The sequence below is a fragment of the Streptomyces sp. NPDC029014 genome (assembly GCF_055564695.1).
In genome coordinates this window covers 40,932-63,766 of sequence record NZ_JBVHVT010000015.1, presented here as the reverse complement: position 1 = coordinate 63,766, position 22,835 = coordinate 40,932, and the positions used below count along the sequence as shown (strand labels likewise).

The 22,835-nt window shown below is 70.8% G+C and carries 21 protein-coding genes and 1 tRNA gene; 8 read left to right on the top strand and 14 right to left on the bottom strand.

Features of this window, described 5'->3' with window-relative positions; all coding sequences use genetic code 11:
- The first annotated feature begins 79 nt into the window (after positions 1–79).
- On the top strand, positions 80–3,376 hold the full coding sequence (locus tag ACZ4VL_RS10840; RefSeq protein WP_468198289.1) for a S41 family peptidase: 3,297 nt from the start codon (positions 80–82) through the stop codon (positions 3,374–3,376).
- 37 nt (positions 3,377–3,413) lie between these two features.
- Here the strand turns inward: ACZ4VL_RS10840 and ACZ4VL_RS10835 are convergent, their stop codons facing one another.
- From ACZ4VL_RS10835 to ACZ4VL_RS10825, 3 genes are read right to left on the bottom strand one after another with little or no spacing between them, the layout of a single operon-like run.
- Positions 3,414–4,304, bottom strand: a complete 891-nt coding sequence (locus tag ACZ4VL_RS10835) for an SDR family oxidoreductase (RefSeq protein ID WP_468198286.1) — start codon at positions 4,302–4,304, stop codon at positions 3,414–3,416.
- Positions 4,301–5,299 carry an alpha/beta fold hydrolase gene (locus ACZ4VL_RS10830; protein ID WP_468198284.1) on the bottom strand — a complete coding sequence of 333 codons (999 nt, stop codon included), beginning with the start codon at positions 5,297–5,299 and terminating at the stop codon, positions 4,301–4,303. The genes ACZ4VL_RS10835 and ACZ4VL_RS10830 overlap by 4 nt, the downstream gene beginning before the upstream one ends.
- A complete protein-coding gene (locus ACZ4VL_RS10825) occupies positions 5,296–6,921 on the bottom strand; it encodes a flavin-containing monooxygenase (RefSeq protein WP_468198282.1) in 1,626 nt (541 codons plus the stop codon). The genes ACZ4VL_RS10830 and ACZ4VL_RS10825 overlap by 4 nt, the downstream gene beginning before the upstream one ends.
- A gap of 141 nt (positions 6,922–7,062) precedes the next feature.
- On the opposite strand from ACZ4VL_RS10825, the gene ACZ4VL_RS10820 reads away from it, so the two are divergent.
- Entirely contained in the window at positions 7,063–7,842 is a 780-nt protein-coding gene (locus ACZ4VL_RS10820) for a MerR family transcriptional regulator (protein ID WP_468198280.1), read from the top strand.
- Here the strand turns inward: ACZ4VL_RS10820 and ACZ4VL_RS10815 are convergent.
- Positions 7,824–8,627, bottom strand: a complete 804-nt coding sequence (locus ACZ4VL_RS10815) for an exodeoxyribonuclease III (protein WP_468198278.1) — start codon at positions 8,625–8,627, stop codon at positions 7,824–7,826. The two genes, ACZ4VL_RS10820 and ACZ4VL_RS10815, sit on opposite strands and share 19 nt — an antisense overlap.
- A gap of 38 nt (positions 8,628–8,665) precedes the next feature.
- On the opposite strand from ACZ4VL_RS10815, the gene ACZ4VL_RS10810 reads away from it, so the two are divergent.
- Positions 8,666–9,157, top strand: coding sequence for a GNAT family N-acetyltransferase (locus ACZ4VL_RS10810; protein WP_468198276.1), 492 nt, complete (start codon positions 8,666–8,668; stop codon positions 9,155–9,157).
- 207 nt (positions 9,158–9,364) lie between these two features.
- On the opposite strand, the gene ACZ4VL_RS10805 is transcribed toward ACZ4VL_RS10810, so the two are convergent.
- Positions 9,365–9,550, bottom strand: coding sequence for a DUF4253 domain-containing protein (locus tag ACZ4VL_RS10805; RefSeq protein ID WP_468198273.1), 186 nt, complete (start codon positions 9,548–9,550; stop codon positions 9,365–9,367).
- Between the two features lie 190 nt (positions 9,551–9,740).
- Positions 9,741–10,805: a pentapeptide repeat-containing protein gene (locus tag ACZ4VL_RS10800; protein WP_468198270.1), complete on the bottom strand. Its 1,065-nt coding sequence runs from the start codon at positions 10,803–10,805 to the stop codon at positions 9,741–9,743.
- A 1,087-nt stretch (positions 10,806–11,892) separates the two neighbouring features.
- Between ACZ4VL_RS10800 and ACZ4VL_RS10795 the strand changes: the two genes are divergently transcribed.
- Positions 11,893–12,519, top strand: a complete 627-nt coding sequence (locus ACZ4VL_RS10795; RefSeq protein WP_385805964.1) for a hypothetical protein — start codon at positions 11,893–11,895, stop codon at positions 12,517–12,519.
- A 94-nt stretch (positions 12,520–12,613) separates the two neighbouring features.
- A complete protein-coding gene (locus tag ACZ4VL_RS10790; protein WP_468198269.1) occupies positions 12,614–13,006 on the top strand; it encodes a DUF4265 domain-containing protein in 393 nt (130 codons plus the stop codon).
- Between the two features lie 121 nt (positions 13,007–13,127).
- Here ACZ4VL_RS10790 and ACZ4VL_RS10785 read toward each other — a convergent pair whose 3' ends face one another.
- On the bottom strand, positions 13,128–14,012 hold the full coding sequence (locus tag ACZ4VL_RS10785) for a barstar family protein (protein ID WP_468198266.1): 885 nt from the start codon (positions 14,010–14,012) through the stop codon (positions 13,128–13,130).
- A 190-nt stretch (positions 14,013–14,202) separates the two neighbouring features.
- Between ACZ4VL_RS10785 and ACZ4VL_RS10780 the strand changes: the two genes are divergently transcribed.
- Positions 14,203–14,733, top strand: coding sequence for a hypothetical protein (locus tag ACZ4VL_RS10780; protein ID WP_452937263.1), 531 nt, complete (start codon positions 14,203–14,205; stop codon positions 14,731–14,733).
- A gap of 198 nt (positions 14,734–14,931) precedes the next feature.
- Here the strand turns inward: ACZ4VL_RS10780 and ACZ4VL_RS10775 are convergent, their stop codons facing one another.
- Complete coding sequence (locus tag ACZ4VL_RS10775; protein ID WP_385805972.1) at positions 14,932–15,249, bottom strand: helix-turn-helix domain-containing protein; 318 nt, start codon at positions 15,247–15,249, stop codon at positions 14,932–14,934.
- A gap of 72 nt (positions 15,250–15,321) precedes the next feature.
- On the opposite strand from ACZ4VL_RS10775, the gene ACZ4VL_RS10770 reads away from it, so the two are divergent.
- Positions 15,322–16,251 (top strand): hypothetical protein, encoded by a 930-nt coding sequence (locus ACZ4VL_RS10770; RefSeq protein WP_468198263.1) that lies wholly within the window; start codon positions 15,322–15,324, stop codon positions 16,249–16,251.
- Between the two features lie 95 nt (positions 16,252–16,346).
- A complete protein-coding gene (locus ACZ4VL_RS10765) occupies positions 16,347–18,080 on the top strand; it encodes a hypothetical protein (RefSeq protein WP_468198261.1) in 1,734 nt (577 codons plus the stop codon).
- Positions 18,081–18,314: 234 nt separating this feature from the next.
- On the opposite strand, the gene ACZ4VL_RS10760 is transcribed toward ACZ4VL_RS10765, so the two are convergent.
- From ACZ4VL_RS10760 to glp, 6 genes are all read right to left on the bottom strand, one after another.
- Positions 18,315–18,388 (bottom strand) — tRNA-Ala (locus tag ACZ4VL_RS10760).
- 73 nt (positions 18,389–18,461) lie between these two features.
- Positions 18,462–19,490: a divisome protein SepX/GlpR gene (gene sepX / locus ACZ4VL_RS10755; protein WP_468198259.1), complete on the bottom strand. Its 1,029-nt coding sequence runs from the start codon at positions 19,488–19,490 to the stop codon at positions 18,462–18,464.
- Between the two features lie 185 nt (positions 19,491–19,675).
- Positions 19,676–20,290, bottom strand: a complete 615-nt coding sequence (locus ACZ4VL_RS10750) for a GNAT family N-acetyltransferase (protein WP_404241046.1) — start codon at positions 20,288–20,290, stop codon at positions 19,676–19,678.
- A 17-nt stretch (positions 20,291–20,307) separates the two neighbouring features.
- On the bottom strand, positions 20,308–20,850 hold the full coding sequence (locus ACZ4VL_RS10745) for a MogA/MoaB family molybdenum cofactor biosynthesis protein (protein ID WP_468198380.1): 543 nt from the start codon (positions 20,848–20,850) through the stop codon (positions 20,308–20,310).
- Positions 20,851–20,927: 77 nt separating this feature from the next.
- Positions 20,928–21,407: a cyclic pyranopterin monophosphate synthase MoaC gene (gene moaC, locus ACZ4VL_RS10740; RefSeq protein WP_468198257.1), complete on the bottom strand. Its 480-nt coding sequence runs from the start codon at positions 21,405–21,407 to the stop codon at positions 20,928–20,930.
- Positions 21,408–21,527: 120 nt separating this feature from the next.
- Positions 21,528–22,823 (bottom strand): molybdotransferase-like divisome protein Glp, encoded by a 1,296-nt coding sequence (gene glp / locus ACZ4VL_RS10735; RefSeq protein ID WP_468198378.1) that lies wholly within the window; start codon positions 22,821–22,823, stop codon positions 21,528–21,530.
- Positions 22,824–22,835: the final 12 nt, after the last annotated feature.

The window sequence follows — 22,835 nt, the reverse complement described above, 5'->3', positions numbered from 1 at the left end:
GTTCCGTTTCGCTTTCCGGGGTGGCATGGATCACCTGTACGAGTTGCCAGGGCCCTCTCGCGCGGAAAGCATTGGTGGGGTGAGTCATGACCTCGCATACCTCCGCTTCCCGCACCTCCACGACGACCTGCTGTGCTTCGCCGCCGAGGACGACCTGTGGATCGCACCGCTCGTCCCCGAGGGCGAGAGCCCCGGCCGGGCCTGGCGGATCACGGTCGACCGCACCCGCATCGGCCACCCGCGCTTCTCCCCCGACGGCCGCCACATCGCGTACACGACCTGGCGCAGCCTCGATCCGGAGATCCACCTCGCGCCCGTCGAGGGCGGCCCGGCCCGCCGGCTCACCTACTGGGGTGCCACCGACACCCGGGTCTGCGGCTGGACCCCTCCCGACAGCGACGGCCGCAGCGACATCCTGGCCGTGTCCTCGCACGGGCAGCCGTTCTCCTACTTCGCCTGGGCCTACCGCGTGCCCACCGACGGCTCCCCCGGCGGCAAGCTCCCCTGGGGCCCGGTCTCGGACATCGCGGTGCACGAGGAGGAGCACAACGGCGAGGGCCCCGGCGGGCGGCGCACCCTGCTGCTGACCGGCAAGCCCCCGCACGAGCCCGCCTCCTGGAAGCGCTACCGGGGCGGCGCCACCGGACGGCTCTGGCTGCACGGCAAGCGGCTGCTGGAGGACCTCGGCGGCCACCTCGACGCGCCCATGTTCGTCGCCGGCCGGATCGCCTTCCTCTCGGACCACGAGGGCATCGGCAACCTGTACTCCTGCCTGCCCGACGGCACCGACCTGCGCCGGCACACCGACCACGAGGAGTTCTACGCCCGCCACGCCTCCAGCGACGGCTCCCGCGTCGTCTACCAGTGCGCCGGCGAGCTCTGGCTCGTCGACTCGCTCGCCCCCGGCTCCTCCCCGCGCCGGCTCGACGTCCGCCTCGGCGGCCCGCGGGCGGGCCGGCGCACCTACCAGGTGCCGGCCGGCAGCCACGTCGACTCGCTGTCCGTCGACACCACCGGCCGGGCCAGCGCCGTCGTCATCCGCGGCAGCCTGTACTGGCTCACCCACCGCGACGGCCCCGCCCGGACGCTCGCCGACACCCCGGGCGTACGGGTGCGGATGCCCGAGATGCTCGGCGCGGGCGGGCAGGTCGCGTACGTCACGGACGCCGAGGGCGAGGACGCCGTCGAGATCGCCTACCTGCCGCGGGCGTCCGGCGACCGGGAGCCGCGCCGGCTGGCCTCCGGGCAGTTGGGCCGCGTGCTGGAGATGGTGGCCGACCCGGCCGGGGAGCGGCTCGCGATCGCCTCCCAGGACGGGCGGCTGCTGCTCATCGACGCGACGGAGGAGTCGACCGGCGAGGTCACCGAGCTCGTCCGGTCCGTCAACGGGCCCGTCACCGACCTGGCGTTCTCCCCCGACGGCTCGTTCCTGACCTGGTCGCACCCGGGCGTCGGGCACGCGCTGCGGCAGATCAAGATGGCCCGGATCTTCGGCCCCGGCGCGCGGAACATCGTGGACGTCACCAGCGGCCGCTTCGTGGACGAGAACCCGGTCTTCACCCGCGACGGCCGCTACCTGGCCTTCCTGTCGTGGCGCGGCTTCGACCCGGTCTACGACGTGCACACCGGCGACCTGTCGTTCCCGCTGGGCTGCCGCCCGTACCTGGTGCCGCTGTCCTCGGCGACGCCCTCGCCCTTCGCGTTCACCCCCGACGGCCGCCCCGCGGCGGGCGGACTCGACCCGGCGGAGGGGGTGTCCGGCGAGGAGGGCGACGGCTCGGTGACCGTGGAGGTGGAGGGCCTGGAGAGCCGTGTCACCCCGTTCCCGGTGACGGCGTCCAAGTACTCGGCCCTCTACCCGGTGCACGGAGGCGGGCTGGTGTGGCTGCGCTGGCCGATCTCCGGCGCGCTCGGCGAGACCTTCGCCAACCCCGCCGACACCAGCGGCAAGCCCACCCTGGAGCACTTCGACATCACCAAGGCCCGCAAGACCGAACTGGCCTCCGGGCTGGACTGGTTCGCGGTCAGCGGCGACGGCACCCGGCTCGTCCTCAACGACGACGGCGACCTGCGGGCCGTCCCCGCCACCGAGGCCGGCGACGGCGACTCCACCGTCTACCTGGACCTGCGGCGCATCCACCACGAGGCGGACCCGGCGGCCGAATGGCGGCAGGCCTACGAGGAGGCGGGCCGGCTGATCCGCGCCTACTTCTGGGAACCGGACATGTGCGGCATCGACTGGGACGGCGTGCTGCGCCAGTACCGGCCGCTCGTCGAACGGGTCGCCTCCCCCGACGAGTTCGCCGACCTGCTGCGCGAGGTCCTCGGCGAGCTCGGCACCTCGCACGCGTACGTCTCGCCCGCCCGCCGCAACGAGGGCCCGCCGCACTACCAGCGGCCGATCGGACTGCTCGGCGCCGACCTCGTGCCCCGCGACGGGGGCTGGGTCGTCCGGCGGATCCTGCCCGGCGAGGCCTCCGACTCCAAGGCCCGCTCCCCGCTGGCCGGCACCGGCATCCGGGAGGGCGCCGTGCTCACCCACGTCGACGGGCGGCCCGTCGACCCGGTCACCGGTCCCTACCCGCTGCTGGCGGCGGCCGGCGGCACCACCGTCGAGCTGACCTTCACCCCGGCGGAGGGCGAGGGCGCGGCCCGCCGCGTGGCGGTGGTCCCGCTGATCGACGACCGGCCGCTGCGCTACCAGCACTGGGTGTCCAAGCGCCGCGCCGTGGTCCGCGAGGTCAGCGACGGCAAGTGCGGCTACCTGCACATCCCCGACATGGGCGGCTCGGGCTGGGCGCAGTTCAACCGGGACCTCAGGATGGAGATGTCACGGCCCGCGCTGATCGTGGACGTGCGCGGCAACGCGGGCGGGCACATCAGCGAGCTGGTGGTGGAGAAGCTCACCCGCTCGATCCTGGGCTGGGACCTCACCCGCAACGCCCAGCCGGTGAGCTACGCCTCCAACGCGCCCCGCGGCCCGATCGTGGCGCTGGCCGACGAGGCCACCTCCTCCGACGGCGACATGATCACCGCGGCCTTCAAACTGCTGGGCCTGGGCCCGGTCGTCGGCCAGCGCACCTGGGGCGGCGTCGTCGGCATGACCGGCCGCCACACGCTGGGCGACGGCACGATCATCACGGTGCCCATGAACGCCGCCTGGTTCCCGGAGTACGGCTGGTCGGTGGAGAACCACGGCGTGGAGCCGGACTTCGCGATCCTGCGGACCCCGCTGGACTGGGCGGAGGGACGCCACGCGCAGCTCGACGACGCCGTGCACCTGGCCCTGGAGCTCCTGGAACAGGAGCCGGCCGCGGTCCCGCCGGGCTACGAGGACGTCCCCGACCTGCGGCGGCCGAAGCTACCGCCGCGCTAGTGCGGTGAGCGGGGCGGGGCGGGGCAGTACGCCGGCCTCAGGCCGGCGTACTGCCGCTGCGCTCCCGCTCGTCGGCGGCTCCGCCGGCCCCGACGAGCCCCTTGGAGATGCCGGCCAGCCTCGGCTCGAACCGCTCCACGTCCCGCCGGCCGCCGACCGCGACGAGCCCCGGCAGCCAGCCCCGTACGCCCTGCATCGCGCGCAGCCACCCCTGGGCGTACACGTGCGCCGAACGCCGCTCGATGCCGGCGACGATGCGGTCGACGGCCGGGCCCAGCGGGTAGGTGCGGTTCGCCGGCCACGGCAGTCGCTGCCGCAGCTCCCGCATCACGTCGTTCTCGTCGGCGCCGCGCACCATGTCGGTGTCGGTCCAGGACAGGTAGCCGACGCCCACCTTGACGCCCTTGTGGGCGACCTCGGCCCGCAGGCAGTGGGCGAAGGCCTCGACCCCGGACTTGGAGGCGCAGTACGCGGTCATCATCGGCGCCGGGGTGATCGCGGCGAGCGAGGCGATCTGCAGGAAGTAGCCGCGGCTCTCGGTGAGCACGGGGAGGAAGGCCCGGCCCGTGACGGCACTGCCGATCAGGTTGACCTCGATCACCCGGCGCCAGGCGTCGGGGTCGGAGTCGGCGAACGGCCCGCCTGCGGCCACCCCGGCGTTGGCGACGACGATGTCGACCTTGCCGAAGCGCTGCTTGACCTCCTGCGCGACCCGGGCCATGGCCTCGTGGTCGGTGACGTCGGCGTGCCAGTGGTCGCTGTCGGTGTGCAGGCGCTCGGAGACCTCCTTGAGGGCCTCCGGCTCCAGCCCGACCAACGCGATCCGCGCGCCGCGCGCGGACAGCTTGCGGGCGAGCAGCTCGCCGACGCCGCGGGCGGCGCCGGTGACGACGGCGACCTGGCCTTCCAGACTCCTGTGCGGGCTCACGTCGTCTTCTCCTTCGCGGGTGTGCCGGTGTCGGTGCTGGTGCCGGTGCTGCTGCTGGTGTCGGTGCCGGTCTCGGTCCGGGTCCGGGTGGCGGGGCCGAGGTACGCGGCGGTCAGCTCGCGCACCGCGTTGACGACGGCCTCGGGGGCCTCGATCGGGGTCATGTGCCCCATCCCGGTCAGCTCGGTCAACCCGACGCAGTGCGGGAGCGCGGCCGCGATCCGCCGGGCGTGCACGATCGGGGACAGCCGGTCGGCCGTGCCGCCGAGGACCGCGGTGGGGGCGGTGAGGGCGGGCAGGTTCGCGTCCACGTCCAGCTCGGCCAGGACCTGCGACCAGGCGTGCCGGACCGGGGTCGGGCAGGCGTGCACGATCCGGGCGCAGGCCTCGACCCGGTCGGGCGCCGAACCGGGGCCCATGGTGGCGTACTTCAGCACGTGTTTGGCGGGCGGGGTGACCGGGCCGAGCGGTGCGCGGGAGCCGAGGAGCGCGCGGGTCAGTCGGGTCCGCAGGGGCCCGGGGCGCAGCGGCACCACGAGGGCCTCGGCGGTCAGCCGGGAGCTGCCGGTGCTGCACAGCAGGACGGCGGCGGCGTGCTCGGTGAGTTCGGGGCGCCCGGCGGCGGCCATGATCGTCATGCCGCCCATGGAGTGCCCGGCCAGCACGGCCCGCTCGCCGGGGGCGAGGGCGGCCCGCAGCACCGCGGCCAGGTCGTCGGCGAGGGCGGTGGTGGAGTACCCGGAGGCGGCGGGGCTGCGGCCGTGGCCGCGCTGGTCGTAGGCGATGACCCGGTGGTCGGCCGCGAGGTCGCGGATCTGGGCGGCCCAGAAGGCGGTGGAGCAGGTCCAGCCGTGGGCGAGCACGACGGGCGGCGCGTCCGGCTCTCCGTGCTCCTCCACGTGCAGCCGCGCCCCGTCGGCGGACACGGCGACCAGCTCGCGGCGGGCGGCGGGCGGCGCGTACCGCCCGCTGGTGACGTGCGTCAGACGGCTCACGCGGAACCCTCCTCGGCGGAGGCGGAGGCGGAGGCGGAGGCGGAGGAGCCGGCCGTTCCCGGGGCGCCGGCCCGGGCGGGGACCCGCTCGCCCGCGGGCTCCCGGAGGCGGACGACCTCGTACTCGCTCATGTCCACGGTCCGCGTCAGCCTGCGGAACTCCCCCGTGGTGCCCGGCCAGACGGTGGTGTTGCGGCCCTGTGCGTCCAGGTACCAGCTGGTGCAGCCGCCGGTGTTCCACACCGTGCGCTCCATCCGGGCCTGGACCTGCCGGTTCCACCGGTGCACGGCCGAGGGGCGGGCCGCGAGGGCGACCCGTCCGCCGAGGACGTCCAGCTGGCGCAGGTAGTCGGCCATGTAGTTCAGCTGGGACTCGATCATCAGGATCATCGAGCTGTTCCCGAGCCCGGTGTTCGGCCCGATGACCGTCATCCAGTTCGGGAAGCCTGCGGCAGTCGCCCCGCGCAGGGCCTGCATGCCGTCCTTCCAGTGGTCCGCGAGGGTGCGGCCCTCCGCGCCCACGACCCGGTCGGCGATCGGCATGTCCGTGACGTGGAAGCCGGTGCCGAAGACGATCGCGTCGGCCTCGGTCTCGGTGCCGTCGGCGGCGACGAGGACGTTGCCCCGGATCTCCTTCAGCCCGGAGGCGACCAGGTCCACGTCGGGGCGGGCGAGCGCCGGGTAGTAGTCGCTGGAGAGCAGGATCCGCTTGCAGCCGATCCGGTACGAGGGCGTCAGCTTGGCCCGCAGCGCCGGGTCCTTGATCGAGCGCGCCATGTTGGCCTTGGCCAGGGACTCGATCAGCCCGAGCTGGTTCGGCCGCTTGGTGAAGGCGCTGATCTGGAGTTCCCGGATCCCCCACAGCAGGCCGCGGCGGGCGGCCCGGGTGAACGGCAGCTGCCGGTGCAGCCAGCGCTCGACGGTGCTGATGGCCCGGTCGGTGCGGGGCATCACCCACGGCGCGGTGCGCTGGAAGAGGGTGAGCCGCTCCACCTCGGGGGCGATGGCCGGGACGATCTGGATGGCGGAGGCGCCGGTGCCGACCACGGCGACCCGCTTGCCGCGCAGGTCGTAGCCGTGGTCCCAGCGCGCGGAGTGGAAGACGGTCCCGGGGAACTCGGCGAGGCCGGGGATCTCGGGCAGCTTCGGGTCGGACAGCGGACCGGTCGCGGAGACGACGACGTCGGCGGTGAGCGCGCCGGCGGAGGTTTCGAGCTCCCAGCGCAGCTCGGCGGCGTCCCAGCGGGCGGTCAGCAGCTCGGAGTCCAGCCGGATGTGCGGGCGGAGCCCGAAGGTGTCGGCGACGTGCTCCAGGTACGCCCGGATGTGCGGCTGGCCGGAGAAGGTCCGCGGCCAGTCGGGGTTGGGTGCGAAGGAGAACGAGTACAGGTGGGACGGGACGTCGCAGGCGCAGCCCGGGTAGCTGTTGTCCCGCCAGGTCCCGCCGACGGAGTCGGCCCGTTCGAGGACGACGAAGTCCGTGATCCCCTCCCGGCGCAGCCGGACGGCCGCACCGAGCCCGCCGAAGCCGGACCCGATCACCGCCACCCGCACGTGCTCGCGTCCGCGCTCGCGCACGTCGCCGCTTCCGCGCCCGCCCTCGCGCCTGCCTGTGCCGCCCATGCCGCCTCCCAGCCCACACAACACACCATCGCGCCACGCTGCCAGCAATCACTGGCACAATCGGGAGGGTAGAGCAGCTCCGTACCGCTGGGTAGGGGTCGCACCCGGAAAGTTACTGCCGGTACGCCATAGGCTTCGGCCGTGGCAGACACGGAAGCGGGGACGACAGTGCGCGAATACCGTACGGAGGAGCTGGCCGAGGCCGCCGGCATCTCCGTCCGCACCCTGCGCTTCTACCGCGAGCGCCGGCTCCTGCCGCCGCCGCGCCGCGAGGGCCGGATCGCCTGGTACGACGACCACCACCTGGCCCGGCTGCGCACCATCACCGCCCTCCTCGAACGCGGCCACACCCTCGGCGGCATCGCCGAGCTGACGGCCGCCTTCGAGAACGGCCGCGACGTGAGCCAGCTCGGCGAACTGCTGGGCATCGGCTGGTCCGAGGAGACCCCCGTGCGCCTGACCCCGGAGGCCCTGGCCGACTACTTCGAGGGCGAGGTCACCCCCGAGAACCTGGCGGCCTCCCTCGACCTCGGCTACCTGGCCACCGACGGCGACGAGATCGTCCACGTCAGCCGCCGCCTCCTGGACGTCTCCTCGGCGCTGGTGCGCGAGGGGGTCCCGCTCGCCGCCGTCCTGGAGACCGGGCGCCGGGTCCGCGAGCACGCGGACGCGCTCGCCGCCCTCTTCGCCGGGCTCGTCGCGGAGCACCTGGACGAGGACGCGGTCGGCCGTCTGCGCCCGCTGGCCAAGAGCGTGGTCGAGGCCGAACTGTCCATGGCCATGGACCGCCTACTGGCCGCGGCGTCCGCCCCGACGCAGCCCGGGACGTCCGAGCCTCCCGGGACGACCGCGCCGTCCGAGACGCCCGAAACGCCCGAGACCCCGGAGGGCCCCCGCCTCCCTCAGACCCCGGCCCCGTAGACGACGGTCACCGGCGCGTGGTCCGACCACCGCTCCGGGTGCGTCTCGGCCCGCTCCACGAAGGCCTTCACGGCCCGCTCCGCCAGCCCCGGCGTCGCCACCTGGAGGTCGATGCGCCAGCCGGCGTCGTTGTCGAAGGCCCGCCCCCGGTAGGACCACCAGGAGTACGGCCCCTCCGCGTCGGGGTGCAGCTCGCGGACGACGTCCACGTAGCCGGCCTCGGAGTAGACCTTGCCGAGCCACTCCCGCTCCTCGGGCAGGAAGCCGGCGCTCTTGCGGTTGGTCCGCCAGTTCTTCAGGTCCGCTTCCCGGTGGCAGATGTTCCAGTCTCCGCACACGACGACCTCGCGCCCGTCGGCCGCCGCCTTCTCCTTCAGGGCGGCCAGGTAGGGCAGGAACTCCGCCATGAACCGGTACTTCTCGTCCTGCTTCTCGGTCCCGGCCTCCCCGGAGGGCAGGTAGAGGCTGGCGACGACCACGCCGGGCAGGTCGACCTCCAGGTACCGCCCGGAGCCCTCGAACTCGTCGCTGCCGAAGCCCACCTGCACCCGCTCGGGCTCCCGCCGCGCGTACACCGCGACCCCGGCCCGCCCCTTGGCGGCGGACGGCGCGAAGACGGTGTGCCAGCCCTCGGGCTCCCGCACCTCGTCAGGGATCTGCTCCTCCTCCGCCCGCACCTCCTGCAGGCACACGACATCGGCCTCCGAGCCGGCCAGCCACGGGGAGAACCCCTTCTTGGCGGCGGCGCGGATCCCATTCACATTCACGGAGGTCACGGTGAGCATCCCAGCACCATAGCCGGACCCTTCCGTACGATGGCCGGATGTCTCACGGGATAGACCTGCGCGCGGTGCCGTACGACCACCCGGACGCGATCAGGCTCAACGACCAGGTTCAGCTCGAATACCAGGAGCGGTACGACGGCGAGGGCGACGCCACCCACCTCGACCCGGCGATGTTCCTGCCGCCGCAGGGCCTGTACCTCGTGGCGTACGACACGTCGGGGAGCCCGTTGGCCACCGGAGGCTGGCGCGCCCAGGACGAGAACGACGAGGGCTACTCGGACGGCGACGCCGAGCTGAAGCGCATGTACGTCATCCCCCGGGCCCGCGGCATCGGCCTGGCCCGCCGCATCCTGGCGGAACTGGAGGCCGACGCCCGCGCGGCCGGCCGCACCCGCATGGTCCTGGAGACCGGCGACAAGCAGCCGGAGGCGATCGCCCTCTACCTCTCCGAGGGCTACACCATGACGGAGAAGTTCGGCTACTACCGCGACTACGAATCCAGCCGCTGCATGGCCAAGCCCCTCGCCTGACCCGGCACCCGATTCCCGCCCGGCACCCGCCCGGGCGGGACCCTTTCGGCGTTCGGGCACAAAACAGAGGATCCCGCCCGATCTTCCGATCGGACGGGATCCTCTTTGTCTGTGGGGTGTTCACGAGTGCCTCTGATCAGGCATGCGTGGAGCCCTTGAAGATCGCTTCCCGCCAGACGGGTGATCGTTTCCCAGGCCTGGGACGGATCAGTCCCACCAGAGATCCCAGCGGTGGGCACCGGTGATCCGCTCGGCGTACGCGGCCAGTGTGTACGGTCTGCAGCCCTGCCAGATGTTGTCCGGGCAGAAGGCAAAGTGCTCGGCCGCAACCATGAGGGCGTCCTTCCGTCGCGCTGGGCGCCCCGCCTCGAGGACGTCCCAGGCTCGTGCCACCTTTTACCGGGTCATGAAGAAGGGGGTGAGGCCATCGAGCAAGTGCGGGGGCCCTTCTTCAGTTCGTTTCCACTGTGCAGTCTGGAGCGGGCCGCGGCGGCCTAGTGGCCCGAGGCACAGCCTGGCGGTGGGCGCGCTTTCCGTGTCGGAAAGCAGCAGCTCAGCAGGCGCTGATTATCCGCATGAACCTTTAGACAGCTGACGCAGGCAACCCACGTGTATGCTTGTCCATTTTTGCGCCCTTAAAATTTGCCCCGGTCAGCTTGGCGCCACGCAAATCAGCGCCGCGCAAGTCAGTGCCGCGGAAGTCAACGCCGCGCAAGTCGGCATCACGGAGATCAGCAGCGTTGAGAGAGGTGCGAGTCAGCTTAGCTTCCCCATATCCCAAGAGAGAGATTTTTGCGAGATCCGCACTCCGCAGATCGGCGCCGGCGAGGTTCGCACTGGTGAGGGTGGCTCCACCCAGCTCCGCCCTAGTGAGATTAACACCGTGCAGGTCCGCATTGCTCAGGTTCGCCCCCGCAAGATTGGCATCCGTGAAGTTGGCCCTCTTCACTTGACGCGCCCCACTGCCAGTGGACAGGCTAACTTCCCCGCCGACGAGTGCACCGGCGAGGTTTGCCTGCCCCAGGTCAGCCCTAGAAAAGTCCGAGCCGTAAAGAATCGCCTTGGAGAAATTCACAGAGGAGGCATAGGCGTCACTCAAGTCGGACAGACCCAGCTCGGCGTTGGATAAATCCACCCCTTCGAGAACAGCCTGCTTGAAGTTGCACAATACAAGATGGGCTTCGCGCAAGTCGGAGCCTGACAGGTGAACCCGCCGAAAATTCCTTATAGGCACCTCTCTGAGGAGCGGCACAGATCCGATTTCAAGTGCGCTGAGATTGACGTACTCAAGGTCGGCTGCGAGTGGCGAGGGCGACTCGGGACGGTTAGCCAGAACGGTGAGCGCCGCAGAGACATCGCCAGGTGGTTGGAATTTAATCTCTTCCTGCTTCTTGTCGGGCAGTGGAGCTTTTCCGCGGATGTAGGAGGACAGCACTGAGGTGACAGCGGCATCGTCGCGTGGGGAGTCCTGCAAGATGCGATGGAGCGCGTAGATTCCACCGATCCGTACGGGCTCTTCTGAGGCCCCTAGGTTAGTAATCGCCGTATTGAACCGGTTGGTAATTTGCCCCGCATCGGAGATACGTAGTTCCTTACTGGCCTGCCCCACCTGAACCCAGCTGAACAGCACCGCGGCCAGAGCGGCCACCCCCGGCAACATCGAGGCCACCAAACCCCATCGATGCAGCCGACTGCCACCCGCTTCCGTGACCGCCTGACGGAAGCCTAGCCTTGCTTCCCGAGCCGTCCGGCGTCGTGCGGCATTGCGCAACCGACCCAGCTCACGCTTCCTTCGCACAAGGCCATGTCACAGCACGAACAGTAGTCCTGAGCCTTGCCACGCGGGCCATACGTGGATGACCCCTCCGACGGCAGATCTCTAGCATGGCCCGGAGTGATGAAGCTAGCCGTCGGGAAGTCGCATGCCGGGCCTCAGACGGGTCTGCTCGGGGAAGTCGTACACACCCGTGCAGTCCTGCCAGTGCTTGACGGTGCCCTGCGGGCTGTCGTCGGTGGGCATGGGGAGCCTACGACGTGAACGAGACTTGTCGCCCCTCGATGGGGCTTGGGCGCGAGGTGAACGTGTGCGATCGGTTGGGGGCAGCTGCGGTCACCCTCTGCGATCTTGTTGCAGTCCGTCCTAGGGCTGCTCACGAGTACCCCTGACCAGGCGGCACAGGAGGGGTTTGAAGATCGCTTCCCGGTTACCCGAAGATCGCTTCCCGTTGACGCCGCGACCACTTGGGGCTTCTTGCCGGCAGCGCGAGAGGAAGCGGAGCCGTTCTGGTAGCCGAGTTTCATATGCTTCCGTTTCCTTGAGTCTCTCCCATAAAAAAAGGGGGGCATAGCGCTCTGCCCGCAGGTTCCGCGGCCGGTCGACAGGACGCTGCGCCCGACGACCGACCAAGAGAGCTCATCTCTTTCTGGCGCTGCCCCTACATCAAAGGTCCGGCCGACGCCCCGTTCATCGGCGAAAAGCCTACGCTGCGGACTGAGGAACGGCGAGGAGCACCCGCGTGTGCAGTGCCTGGCGGACACCGTCAGGCACTGCCTTTTGCCGTACGCCCCTTCGGCCCGCGAGAGCCGCCATGCTGATGAGTGCCGATGCCGCGTCTGGTGCGTGGCCATACGGAGTAACGCAGCAGACGGAAGACTGCCTCCCCGGGCATAGTGGGGGAATGGAAGGCGCTTCGGCGAGGCCGGCGATGTCTCGCAGTAGGCAACGATTCGAGGCTGTGCACAAGTGGTCTGCTACGGCTGCAGCTGTCGTCGCCCTGGTCATTTCGCTCTACAATTTTGCCGAGCTGCAGCGCCAACCAAACGTCGATATGACGCTCCCTCACCTCTTGCGTCTCGAAAAGCTCGGCAATGGCGTTCGGCTCTACGTACAGCCGACAGTGTCCACCAGGTTTAAGAGCGAGAATGTCGAAGTCGTCCGTGATGCACGCTTGCAGCTAACCCCTACCGACTCCACCTCTATTTCGAAGCGGCCGGTCTTTTATTGGAGAGAGAGCGTCACATGGTACTACGACCCGGATACGGACACGGTCAATAACCATTGGAGCAGCGACCCTGCCCCATTTCTTGTCAGTCAGGACAAACCTCAACAGCCGTCATTCGAGTTTCTGGCCGACAACTGGATGTACCAGGCGGGCCGGTACGAAGGCACCCTTGAGCTGAGCCGTTCAGGGGATCACGCTCTCTTGACCACGAAGTTCTGCCTGATCATTTCGGAGGCAGCCGTCAATGAACTGCGAAATCCACAGCCACCGGACCAGACGATCCGCTTCTTCCGCAACGACCTGCCCAAGTTCGCCTCGTCCGGCAGCGCTTCAGGCTGCTACCGGAGGGACACGGATTAGAGACCGTTGAGCCGCCAGCACACACGGCGAGACACGTCGCAGAGAACCCGACATCGTCCGTCCGCACTCCCACATCCGGGCCCATGGATGCGGCGTGGATGATGGCGAGGTGACGAACATCAGTGACGACCACGTGAAGGTCCACTTCCGGATGGACATAGACGAGGACGGCTGGCCGCCGGCGAGTGTCGAGAGTCTATGGGCGGTGGACCTTGGCGACGGCACGGTGCGGTTGGACAACACCCCGTGGTTCGTCCGCGGCATCGCCAGCGGGGACGTCATCAAGGTAGAGCTCGATGGAGACGGTGTCTTCTGGGCCGGGGAGACGGTCCGGCCGTCTCAGAACTGCACGATCCGGCTGATCGTGCTGAAGGACGACGGCTCAGCCGCTGCCCGGCAGAGTGTGCTGGAAGTCTTCCACCGCCTCGGCACCACCGGCGAGGGGATCGAGCGGTACCGGATGGTGGCCTTGGACGTCCCGCCTTAGGCGGACCTGCCGCGGATCCGCAACCTCTTGGAACGCGGCGAGGCAAAGGGGTGGTGGCACTGGGAGGAGGGCTGTATCACTGCTGCCTGGGACGCTGCGGCAGAGCGATGAGATCGCCTGCCTACCCTCGGCGGTTGGCGTTCAGCCATTCGTCGCTGTTCCACATTACGTGCATGGCCCCTACCGGGTCGAACTGAATGTCGGGGTCGTTGCTGTGGACGAGGCAGATCAGTCGGCGCTGAAGTACGGCTGCGTGACGGGCTTGGTTGGCGATGATGTCGAGTGCGGCTTGCGCGACTTTGGGGCAGGCGGCTGCGAATCGGTCGTAGTCGGTGAAGGTGAGGACCAGTCCCGTGCCTTCCGCTGTGTCGTCGTAGGGGCCGTAGCAGGCCACATCTCCGAGGCAGTCGTTGAGTGCGTCAAGGTTGTGGCCGTAGTAGTCGGTGAAGTGCAGGGCGGCAGCGAAGGCACGGTGCATGTCTTGCTCCGTGCTCCATTGACCGGCTGCCAGCCGGACGACGCGGAAGTCACGGTCTTCGAGACGCTGCACAGCCTGGTTGAGGAGCCGTTGGCGCCAGAAGAGGGTGACGAACGTGTTGCCCATGTACTCGATGCCGGGGAAGCGGGCCTTCGAGGTGTTTGGCGTCGGCTTCAAGGCTGCGTGACGGCGATAGTCGTCCAGCAGTCGGAAGAACTCCTCGATCGGAGTGGAGCCGTCCGGGGTGTTGCGTTCGATCTCTGCGGCCCAACCAAGGGAGCTGGACATGCCGTGGTGCTCGCGCAGCCACTGCGTGAAGTGGTCGTCTGGCCAGAAGGCGAACGGCTCGTTGATGGAGTGCACGCCCAGTGCGGCTCGGTAGCCGACGAGGATCGACTGCAGGTGGAGCAACGAACCACCAGGCAGCCACATGCCGGGGCGGAGGCGGATCTGCTCCAGGAAGTCGTACACGTCTGTGCACTCCTGCCAGTGCTTGGCGGTGCTCTGCAGGCTGTCTTCGGTCGGCATGTGCTGAGCCTACGGCTCGGACGGGAGTTGTCGTCTGGCGAAGGGGTGCGAGCGCAAGGCGGGCGGGCGTGGTCGTTTGGGAGCATTGGCGGTCACCCTCTGCGATCTTGCTGGCGCCGCCTCTAGGTTTGGCTGGGGCTTCGAGTGCCGCGAGGTCCGCCGTTGGCTGCGGGGTGGAGGCAGGGTCGGGATGACGTCGCTCTTCGAGCGTCTGGATGCGGAAGAGGCCATTGTGCGCGGTGAGTTGTCCGCGCTTCGCGAGAAGGTCGCGGTGGCCGAGGAGCGGCTGGTGCACCTGACGATCACGCGGGAGACGCTGATTTCCCTCGCCAGCGATCAGGACGACAAGCCTGGGCCGGAGGCCGGCGAGCAAGCCGCAGGTGGCGAGCCCTCGTCGGGTGGTGGCGCTGACTTCACAACTCATGGCACCGAGGAGCCTACTGAGAGGCCCACGCCTGCGAGGCCTCTGGAGTGGGAGGTCGCGCGCGAGCGGATCCTGGTTCTGCTGGCGGGGGCGGGGCGGGCGATGAAGGTGCAGGACATCGCCGCGGCGATCGGCGAGGACACCTCGAGCACCTTGAATGGGCGGCGGGTGGAGACGACTCGGTCCCGGCTGAAGCGGCTGGCGAAGGAGGGCCAGCTGGTGGAGGGCCCGATCGCATGGTTCGCAGTTGCCCCGGCAGCCAGCGCGAGCGGGGAGGAAGGGGCCGCCACGGGGTGAGCGCGGCCGCGAGCGCGCGGCATTCAAAGGGTGGCACCGCCGAGGGTTCAGCTCGGCGGTGCCGGGTTGCGTGACCGCCCAGGCAAGGGTGGCTTCCGCACGTCCGAGCGTAGTAGAGGCTCTCTCCGCTCGGCGTCCGGAGCCACGAAGTTCGTCATGCCCGTTCGCTGTTTGGCGTTTCCGGGCACGGATCGAGGCTCAATGCGTTCTGTTCCGTTCGATATCGATGCTGTCCGGCCACAGCGTGGTGTTGGTGAAGTGGGCCAGGCGGGCGACGGTGGCCACGTCGGGCCAGGACCGTCCCGCCAGCAGGTCGGCGATGGCCTGGCGGTTGACCCCGGAGCCGGCCGCGGCCGCCCGCAGGCTCAGCCCGTGGCTGGCGAGCGCCTCCTCGAGGGTTCGGGCGATCTGGCGAACCGCGTCGGCGGCTGGGTCGGCGCTGGCCTGCTCGGGCCAGGCTTCCGGATCGTCGGTCAGCTCCCGAGGGGAGCGTGCGCGGGCGCGTCCGCCGACCATGCGCGCACCACCTTGTCTATTGAAGTTGATCAGCTGTGGAATGGCTGCTTGTCCAGCCGGTATGCATGGACCGTGGTCCTTGATCCCGAGACTTCGGCGAAGATCACCCGGTATCGGCCGAAGCACGCAACGGCCGTCTGGGTAGACGTCGCGCCGATGGTGCGGTCGGTGGTCGCCGCTGTGGTGACTGCCGTGCCCTACGACGTGGAGAGGCTGCTTCACGTCACCGGGCGGCTGGCGCTGTGGGCGGAGGCGGCTGGGCTGGAGCGCAATCCGAATGAGTGGTTGGGCAACGAGGTCATCGACGCGTTCGTGCTCTCCCGCGCCGGTGACATCAAAGGGTCGTCGGTGCGGACCTACCGGACATGGCTCTTGCGGGTGCGGGACGCTCTGGCCTGGAGCGAGCGCGGGGAAGCGGCCCCGGCCCGCATGCACGCAGAGACCAGCCCGCATCAGCCCTACAGTCGTGCAGAGCTCGCGGGCTTGCGGCACTGGGCCATGCATCTGCCTCGTCAGCAGAAGACCGATGCCCTCGCGCTTCTCGGTCTCGGTGCCGGCTTCGGACTGACGCCACGGGAGATCGCGGCATGCCGAGGACAGGATCTGCGGCGGCAGCGTCCGGGCGGTCCGCTGATGCACACATCCGTCAACCGTCTGGTTCCACTCGTCGCCCGTGCCGCCTGGGACGGGGTCCTGGGGGAACTCGCAGATCACACGGGCAGCGGCTACCTGTTCCGGCCTCGCCGCACCACCGAGTACTCCAAGAACCTGATCGGCTCCTGGCCACTCAATCACCGGCCGCCGGACGGCCTGCCGCTGGTGTCGGCCGGCAGGGCGCGGGCGACGTGGATCGTCGAGCTGATGACGGCGCGGATCGACCACCATCTGATCGCCCAAGCCGCCGGCCTGGCGTCCGCCGCTTCCCTGGCCCGCTGGCAACATCACGTGCCACCTCTTGATCACGCCACTGCCGCCCGCCTCCTGCGCGGGCCGGAGGCATGACCGCAAGGCCCCGGCCCTGGCAGAAATCGGAACGGATCAGAGGGTGCAGGCCCCGGCCGGTCACCGATGCTCCGGCGGAGATCCCGGACTCCAAGGTGGGGCAACTTCTCGCCCTGCTGGAGAGCTCCGGGGCCCTTGACCTGATCGCTCTCGAACTTGCCGAGCGGCCGGGACCCAAGGGCCTGCCGGTCCGCACCGTGCTGGTCGGTGTGCTGCTGTCCCTGCACTACCACCGCAGTGCCACCCTTGCCGACGTCTGCCGGGTCCTCCTCGATCAACTGCGGCCACCAGCCCGTGCCTGGTTGGAGGTGCCCGACCCAGCCACGGTCGATGTTCACGGCCGGCACGCCTTCACGCGCCGGGTCTACCGCGCGTTCGACCGGCTCACCACCGCTTTGGACCCCCATCGCTGCGACCGGCGACGCCGCCTGCCCACGGTCGAGGCCGTGCAGGTGATCGCGGCCTGGGAAGACGAGGCAGGAGTCGAGCAGGTCCGCCGCCGGAGGGTGCTGCAAGAGATCAGCGACCGGCTGGTTCTCGTCACTGTCCGCATTGCCCACCAACGCGGCCTCTTTCGCGGCTGGCGAGGCGATATCGGTGTCGACACCACCCCGTTCCCCGCATGGCACAAGCCCCACCCGGACCGGAAGAACCTCTCGTCGGTCGAAATCACGGCGGGCTGGCATCACTGCGGCGGCTCCAAGGAAGGCATCTTCGGGCACTCCGCCACCCTGGTGGTCGCTGGTTCCCGGCGGCACCCCACAGGACACCCCCAGGCGGGCAAACGCGTCAGCCGGCACCCGCAACTCGCCCTTGGGGCCGTTCTTGACACCCCCGGGAAGCGGATCGGCCCGAATGCCATCCACAGCCTCACCAGGCTCGTCCCGTTCGGGTTCCCCACCGGGTTTCTGGCCGCAGACCGCGCCTACACCGACCAGCAGACCGAGAACTTCGCCGCCCCGGCCCGCCGACTCGGCCACCGGCTCGCCCTCGATTACAAGCAGGACCAGAGAGGCGTCCAGGGCACTCACGAGGGAGCCCTCCTCATCGACGGCTCCCTCGCCTGCCCCGCCATGCCCCACGCACTCGCGCACGCGACCACCGGCCTCGACGACGAGGCCGTACGCGACCTCGCCAACGCCCCCGCCCTGCAGGACCAGATCGCCCAGCGGGAGCCGTACTTCCTCAAGGTCAAGGAATCCGCCGACTCGCGGGGCGCTGTCCGCTACCAGTGCCCGGCCGCCGGGCCGTCGCCAGCTGTCGCCTGCCCCCGCTACAACCAGGTACACCGCATCCCGCCTCAGAGGCCGGTCGTCGTCGACCTGACCAGCCGACGATCCGCTCAGGCGCACCTCGCGGCCAAACCGACCGTCCCCATCCCTCAGACCGAACGGCTGCGGCCTCCACCCAAGAACGAGCTGCCCAGAATCTGCCAGCGGCCCACGATCACCGTCCGGCCCGGCGACCTCGGCATGATCGACAAGTTCCGCCAGGACAGGCACTACCTCCACCCCACCTGGCAAGACGTCTACCGACCGCAACGGGCCAACATCGAAGGGCTCAACGGCCGCGCCAAGGCCCACGGGATCGACATCTCCGACCCGTCCAAACGCCTCGCGCACGGACGCGTCGCCCAGACCATCTTCCTCGCCTTGATGATCTGCTCCGTGAACCTGGCCATCCTTCACAGCTGGCACCAGGCCACCGGCACACTGAACGCCCTCACCGGCTTCGACACCAACGTCACGGCCTACGACCACGAGAACCGCAGCCCCATCCCGGCCGGCCTTCCGCCGCCAAGAACCCGGATGATCCAAGCAAACACCTGAGAACCGGCATCACGCGCCGCGAGCTGCCATGCCCCCCAGACGGCCGAAAGCGTCGCATCCACGCGGACCACCCCCAGGAATTCCCTTCACCCCTGTCCCTGGTCGGCCAAGCACCGGGACGGGCCATCGGACACCGGCTCGAACACGCCGCAGAAACGCAGAGATCCCGTCCAGCCTTCCGGCTGAACGGGATCTCGTGACGATTCTTGAGAGCTACTCAAGAACTGTCGTCTGTGGACCTGTGGGGATTTGAACCCCAGACCCCCTCGATGCGAACGAGGTGCGCTACCAGACTGCGCCACAGGCCCTTGCGACGTGTGAAACATTAGCATCCTCGCGTCGCTGCACCAAAATCCGTTCCCCGGAGCGGCCGCGAGGCCGTTATTCGTTGGCCGCGCGGGGGCGGTCGTCGCTCTCGTACTGGTCGAACAGCGGGGTGCGGCCGCGGTCCCGACCGCGCGGGCGGGCCCCCTGCTGCGGCGCTGCGGCGTCCGACTTCGCCGGGGCTCCGGGCTGGGCGCGCAGGCGGGGGTCGGTCGGCTCGGCCGTGCTGGAGCGGGCGGCGCTCCAGCCGTCCGGCGCAGCCGGGCCGGTGGCGCGGGGGGCGACCGGGGCCGTCACGTACGTGGGCAGCGGGACCGGGACCGGCTCCCAACTGTCGCCGCGGCCGGGGCCGCGTTCGCGCTGCTGGTCCACCCACTCGGCGTGGTCGGTCTGCTCGACCAGGGCGCGCCGCCCGGCCTCCTGCGGGGAGACCGCCGCCGCGGCCTCCGGTTCGGCGCCCGCGGCCTCCTCGGCCTCGCGGCGGCCCGAGCGGTTCTCGCGCAGCTGGCGGGCGGCCGCCTCGGCGCGGCGGCGGTCCATGGTGAACTCGTAGCGCCGCCGCTCCTGGGCGCGCAGGTACGCGATGTACGCGCTCAGCATCACGGCCGGCAGGCCCGGCGCCCACAGGTAGGCGACGCCGCCGACGGCGGCGACGACGGCGCCCAGCGTGAAGACGAGGAAGAGCAGCGCGGTGGTGCGCCGGCGGCGGGCGAGCACCTGCAGGCGCTGTTGGCGCCGCTGCCGCTCGGCCACGGCCTGCCGCTCCACGGCGGCCGACCTCGGCTCCGTCCTGGTCGCGGGCATGCCGACGGGCCGGACGTCGGCGTCCACGGAATTCACCGTTTCCGTCGCGGCGTCCGGATCAGCAAGGTACTGGGGCTCCGCCTCCTGGTCGGCCCGCTCACGCAGCCCCTTGGCGTAACGGCGCTCCATTCCCGCCCGGCCGGAAAGCAGCCGGATGGCAGTGGAGAAGCGTTCCGTCGGACGGGCCTCGTTCAGCTCGTCCTGCCTCCGGAGCCACATGGGCACCAAGTAGGCGGCCCAGGCCCCCACAATGACTGCGTAGATGAGGCCGCTGCTGCTCACACCTCACACCGTAGAGGGATACGGCCGGGAGGATCCGCCAATTGGACCGGTGTGTCGCACGAACCGGCTGATATCAACGACTTTTTTTGTGATTCTTCGGATCAGGATATGGGCGAATCGGATCCCGGCTGCAAGAATTCGAACGGATATTCGAATTCGGGGTTTCGCCGGGTCCCGCCCGCCCTTTACGGCGCGCCCGACTCCGGCCCCCGGTCCCGCGTGCGGTGCCAGCGGTTCACCAGGCCGTCCTGGACCTCCTCCGCCGTCAGCGCGTACACCAGGTGGTCCCGCCAGGCGCCGTCGATGTGCAGGTAGCGCGGCCGCAGCCCCTCCTCGCGGAAGCCCAGCTTCTCCACCACGCGCCGGCTCGGCCCGTTCTCCGGCCGGATGCACACCTCGATCCGGTGCAGTCCGACCCGTGCGAAGCAGTGGTCCACCGCGAGCGCCACGGCGGTGGGCATCACGCCCCGCCCCGCCACCTCCCGGTCCACCCAGTAGCCGACGTGGCCCGCGCACATGGAGCCCCAGGTGATCCCGGCGACCGTCAGCTGGCCGACCAGCCGCCCCTGGTACTCGATGACGAAGGGCAGCATCCGCCCCGCGTTCGCCTCCGCCCGCAGGTGGCGGACCATCTGCCGGTACGTCGGGCGCTGGACCACCGGCCCCCAGGGCGCGGGCGGCGGAATCGTTGCTTCCCACGGTCGGAGCCATTCGCGGTTGCGGCGGTTCACCTCGCGCCAGGCGCTCTGGTCCCGCATTTTTATCGGCCGGAGGGTGACGTCGCCGTCGGTGAGCGCCACCGGCCAGGTGGGTCCGTTCAGCTCGGGCTCCCCGACGGTGCCGGGTGGTCGCCGCCCCGGATCTGGTCCACCGCGTGCGGGAGGATCCGCGCCAGCACGGCGAGGCCGTCGCGGACGCCCCCGGTGGAGCCGGGCAGGTTCACGATCAGGGTGCGCCCGGCCACGCCCGCCAGGCCCCGGGACAGCGCCGCGGTCGGCACCTTCGCCAGGCCCTCGGCCCGGATGGCCTCCGGGATGCCCGGGATCTCGTAGTCCAGCACCCGCGCGGTGACGTCCGCGGTGCGGTCGGTCGGCGAGATGCCGGTGCCGCCGGTGGTGAGGATGACGTCGTACCCGGCGGCCACGCCCTCGCGCAGCGCCTGCTCGACGGGGTCGCCGTCCGGGACGACGCGCGGGCCGTCCACGGTGAAGCCGAGCGCGAGCAGCCCCTCGGCCAGCAGCGGGCCGCCCTTGTCGGCGTACACGCCGGCCGAGGCCCGGTTGGAGGCGGTGACCACGAGCCCGCGCACCCGGCGGGGGCCGGCCTCGCCGGCCGGCGCCGGCCCCCCGGCGGGACCCACGGCCGCGTCCGCGTCCGCGTCCGCGCCGTGGGCGTGGGCGTGGGCGTGGCTGAAGGCGTCGCCGCCGCGCGGGGCGTTCACGCGCGGGTCCAGTCGCCGGACTTGCCGCCGGTCTTCTCCTCCACCCGGACGTCCGTGATGACGGCGCCCTTGTCGACGGCCTTGACCATGTCGATCACGGTGAGCCCGGCGACCGCGACCGCGGTCAGCGCCTCCATCTCCACGCCCGTGCGGTCGGTGGTCCTGACGGTGGCGAGGATCTCGACGGCGTCGTCGGCGACCGACAGGTCCACCTTCACCCCGGAGACGGCGAGCGGGTGGCAGAGCGGGATCAGGTCGGGGGTCTTCTTCGCGCCCATGATCCCGGCGATCCGCGCGGTGGCGAGGGCGTCGCCCTTGGGTACGCCCTCGCCGCGCAGCAGCTCGATCACCCGGGGGGAGACGAGCACGCGCCCGCTGGCGCGTGCCGTCCGCGTCGTGACGTCCTTCTCCGAGACGTCCACCATCCGGGCCGCTCCGGCCTCGTCGATGTGCGTCAGCCTGCTCTGCGTGTTCATGGGTCCGTGCCGCTCCCGCTCCCGGGCCCCGAGGGGGCCTGTGTGGTGCAACACGCTACCCGCACCTGCCGGGACGGGGGCGCCTGGGGAACGGGTCCGGCGCCCCGTCGGACCTGCGCCTCAGCCGAGCGGGATCACGTCCAGCTCGGTGCCGGGCTCCACGGAGGTGGTGTCCTCCGGTACGACCATCAGCGCGTCGGCATGGGCCAGGCCGGCGATCAGGTGGGAGCCGGTCCCGCCGACCGGGCTGACGGTGCCGCTGTCCGCGTCGTACGCGCCGCGCAGGAACTGGCGGCGGCCGGCCGGGGAGCGGAGCGCCTCGTCCGCCTTCAGGACGGCGCGCACGCTCGGCCGGCTGACGTCCTGCAGGCCCATCAGCGCGCGGATCGCGGGCCGTACGAACAGTTCGAAGGAGACGTACGAGGACACCGGGTTGCCGGGGAGGGCGAGCAGCGGGGTGTGGTCGGGGCCGACGGTGCCGAAGCCCTGCGGCTTGCCCGGCTGCATCGCGAGCTTGCGGAAGTCCATCCGGCCGGCGTCCGGTTCGTCGGGGCCGGTGCCGATCGAGGACAGGGCCTCCTTGACCACGTCGTACGCGCCGACGCTGACGCCGCCGGTGGTGACCAGCAGGTCGGCGCGGACCAGCTGGTCCTCGATGGCGGCCTTCAGGGTCTCGGCGTCGTCGGCGACGGCCCCGACCCGGTAGGCGATGGCTCCGGCGTCCCGGGCGGCGGCGGCCAGCGCGAAGCTGTTCGAGTCGTAGATGGCGCCCGCGGCCAGCGCCTCGCCCGGTTGGACCAGCTCGCTGCCGGTGGACAGGACGACCACCCGCGGGCGCGGCCGGACCCGTACGGTGGCGCGGCCGATGGCGGCCAGCAGCGCGATCTGGGACGGGCCGAGCAGCGTGCCCGTGGCGAGCGCGAGATCGCCGGCCTGGACGTCGCTGCCGCGGGCGCGGACGTGCGCCCGCGCCTCGGCGGGCCGGTGCACGCGGACCTCGCCGCCCGCGCCCTCGGGGGCCGCGCTGGCCGGGGCCATGCCGGCGGCCGCGCCGCCGCCCGTGCCGCCGTCGGTCCACTCGACCGGGACGACGGCCTCCGCGCCGGGGGGCAGCGGCGCCCCGGTCATGATCCGGGCGGCCTGGCCGGGGCCGACGGTGGGCAGCTCGCCGCTGCCCGCCGCGACGTCCCCGATGACCGTGAGCACCGCGGGGAACTCCTCGCTGGCGCCCTGGACGTCGGCCGTGCGGACCGCGTACCCGTCCATCGAGCTGTTGTCGAAGGGCGGGAGGGCGACGGGGACGGTGACGTCCTCGACCAGGACACAGCCCTGGGCATCGAGCAGCTGGAGTTCGATCGGCTCCAGCGGGCGGACGGCGGCGAGTACGTCCGCGAGGTGCTCGTCCACCGACCACAGGCGCTGCCGGCC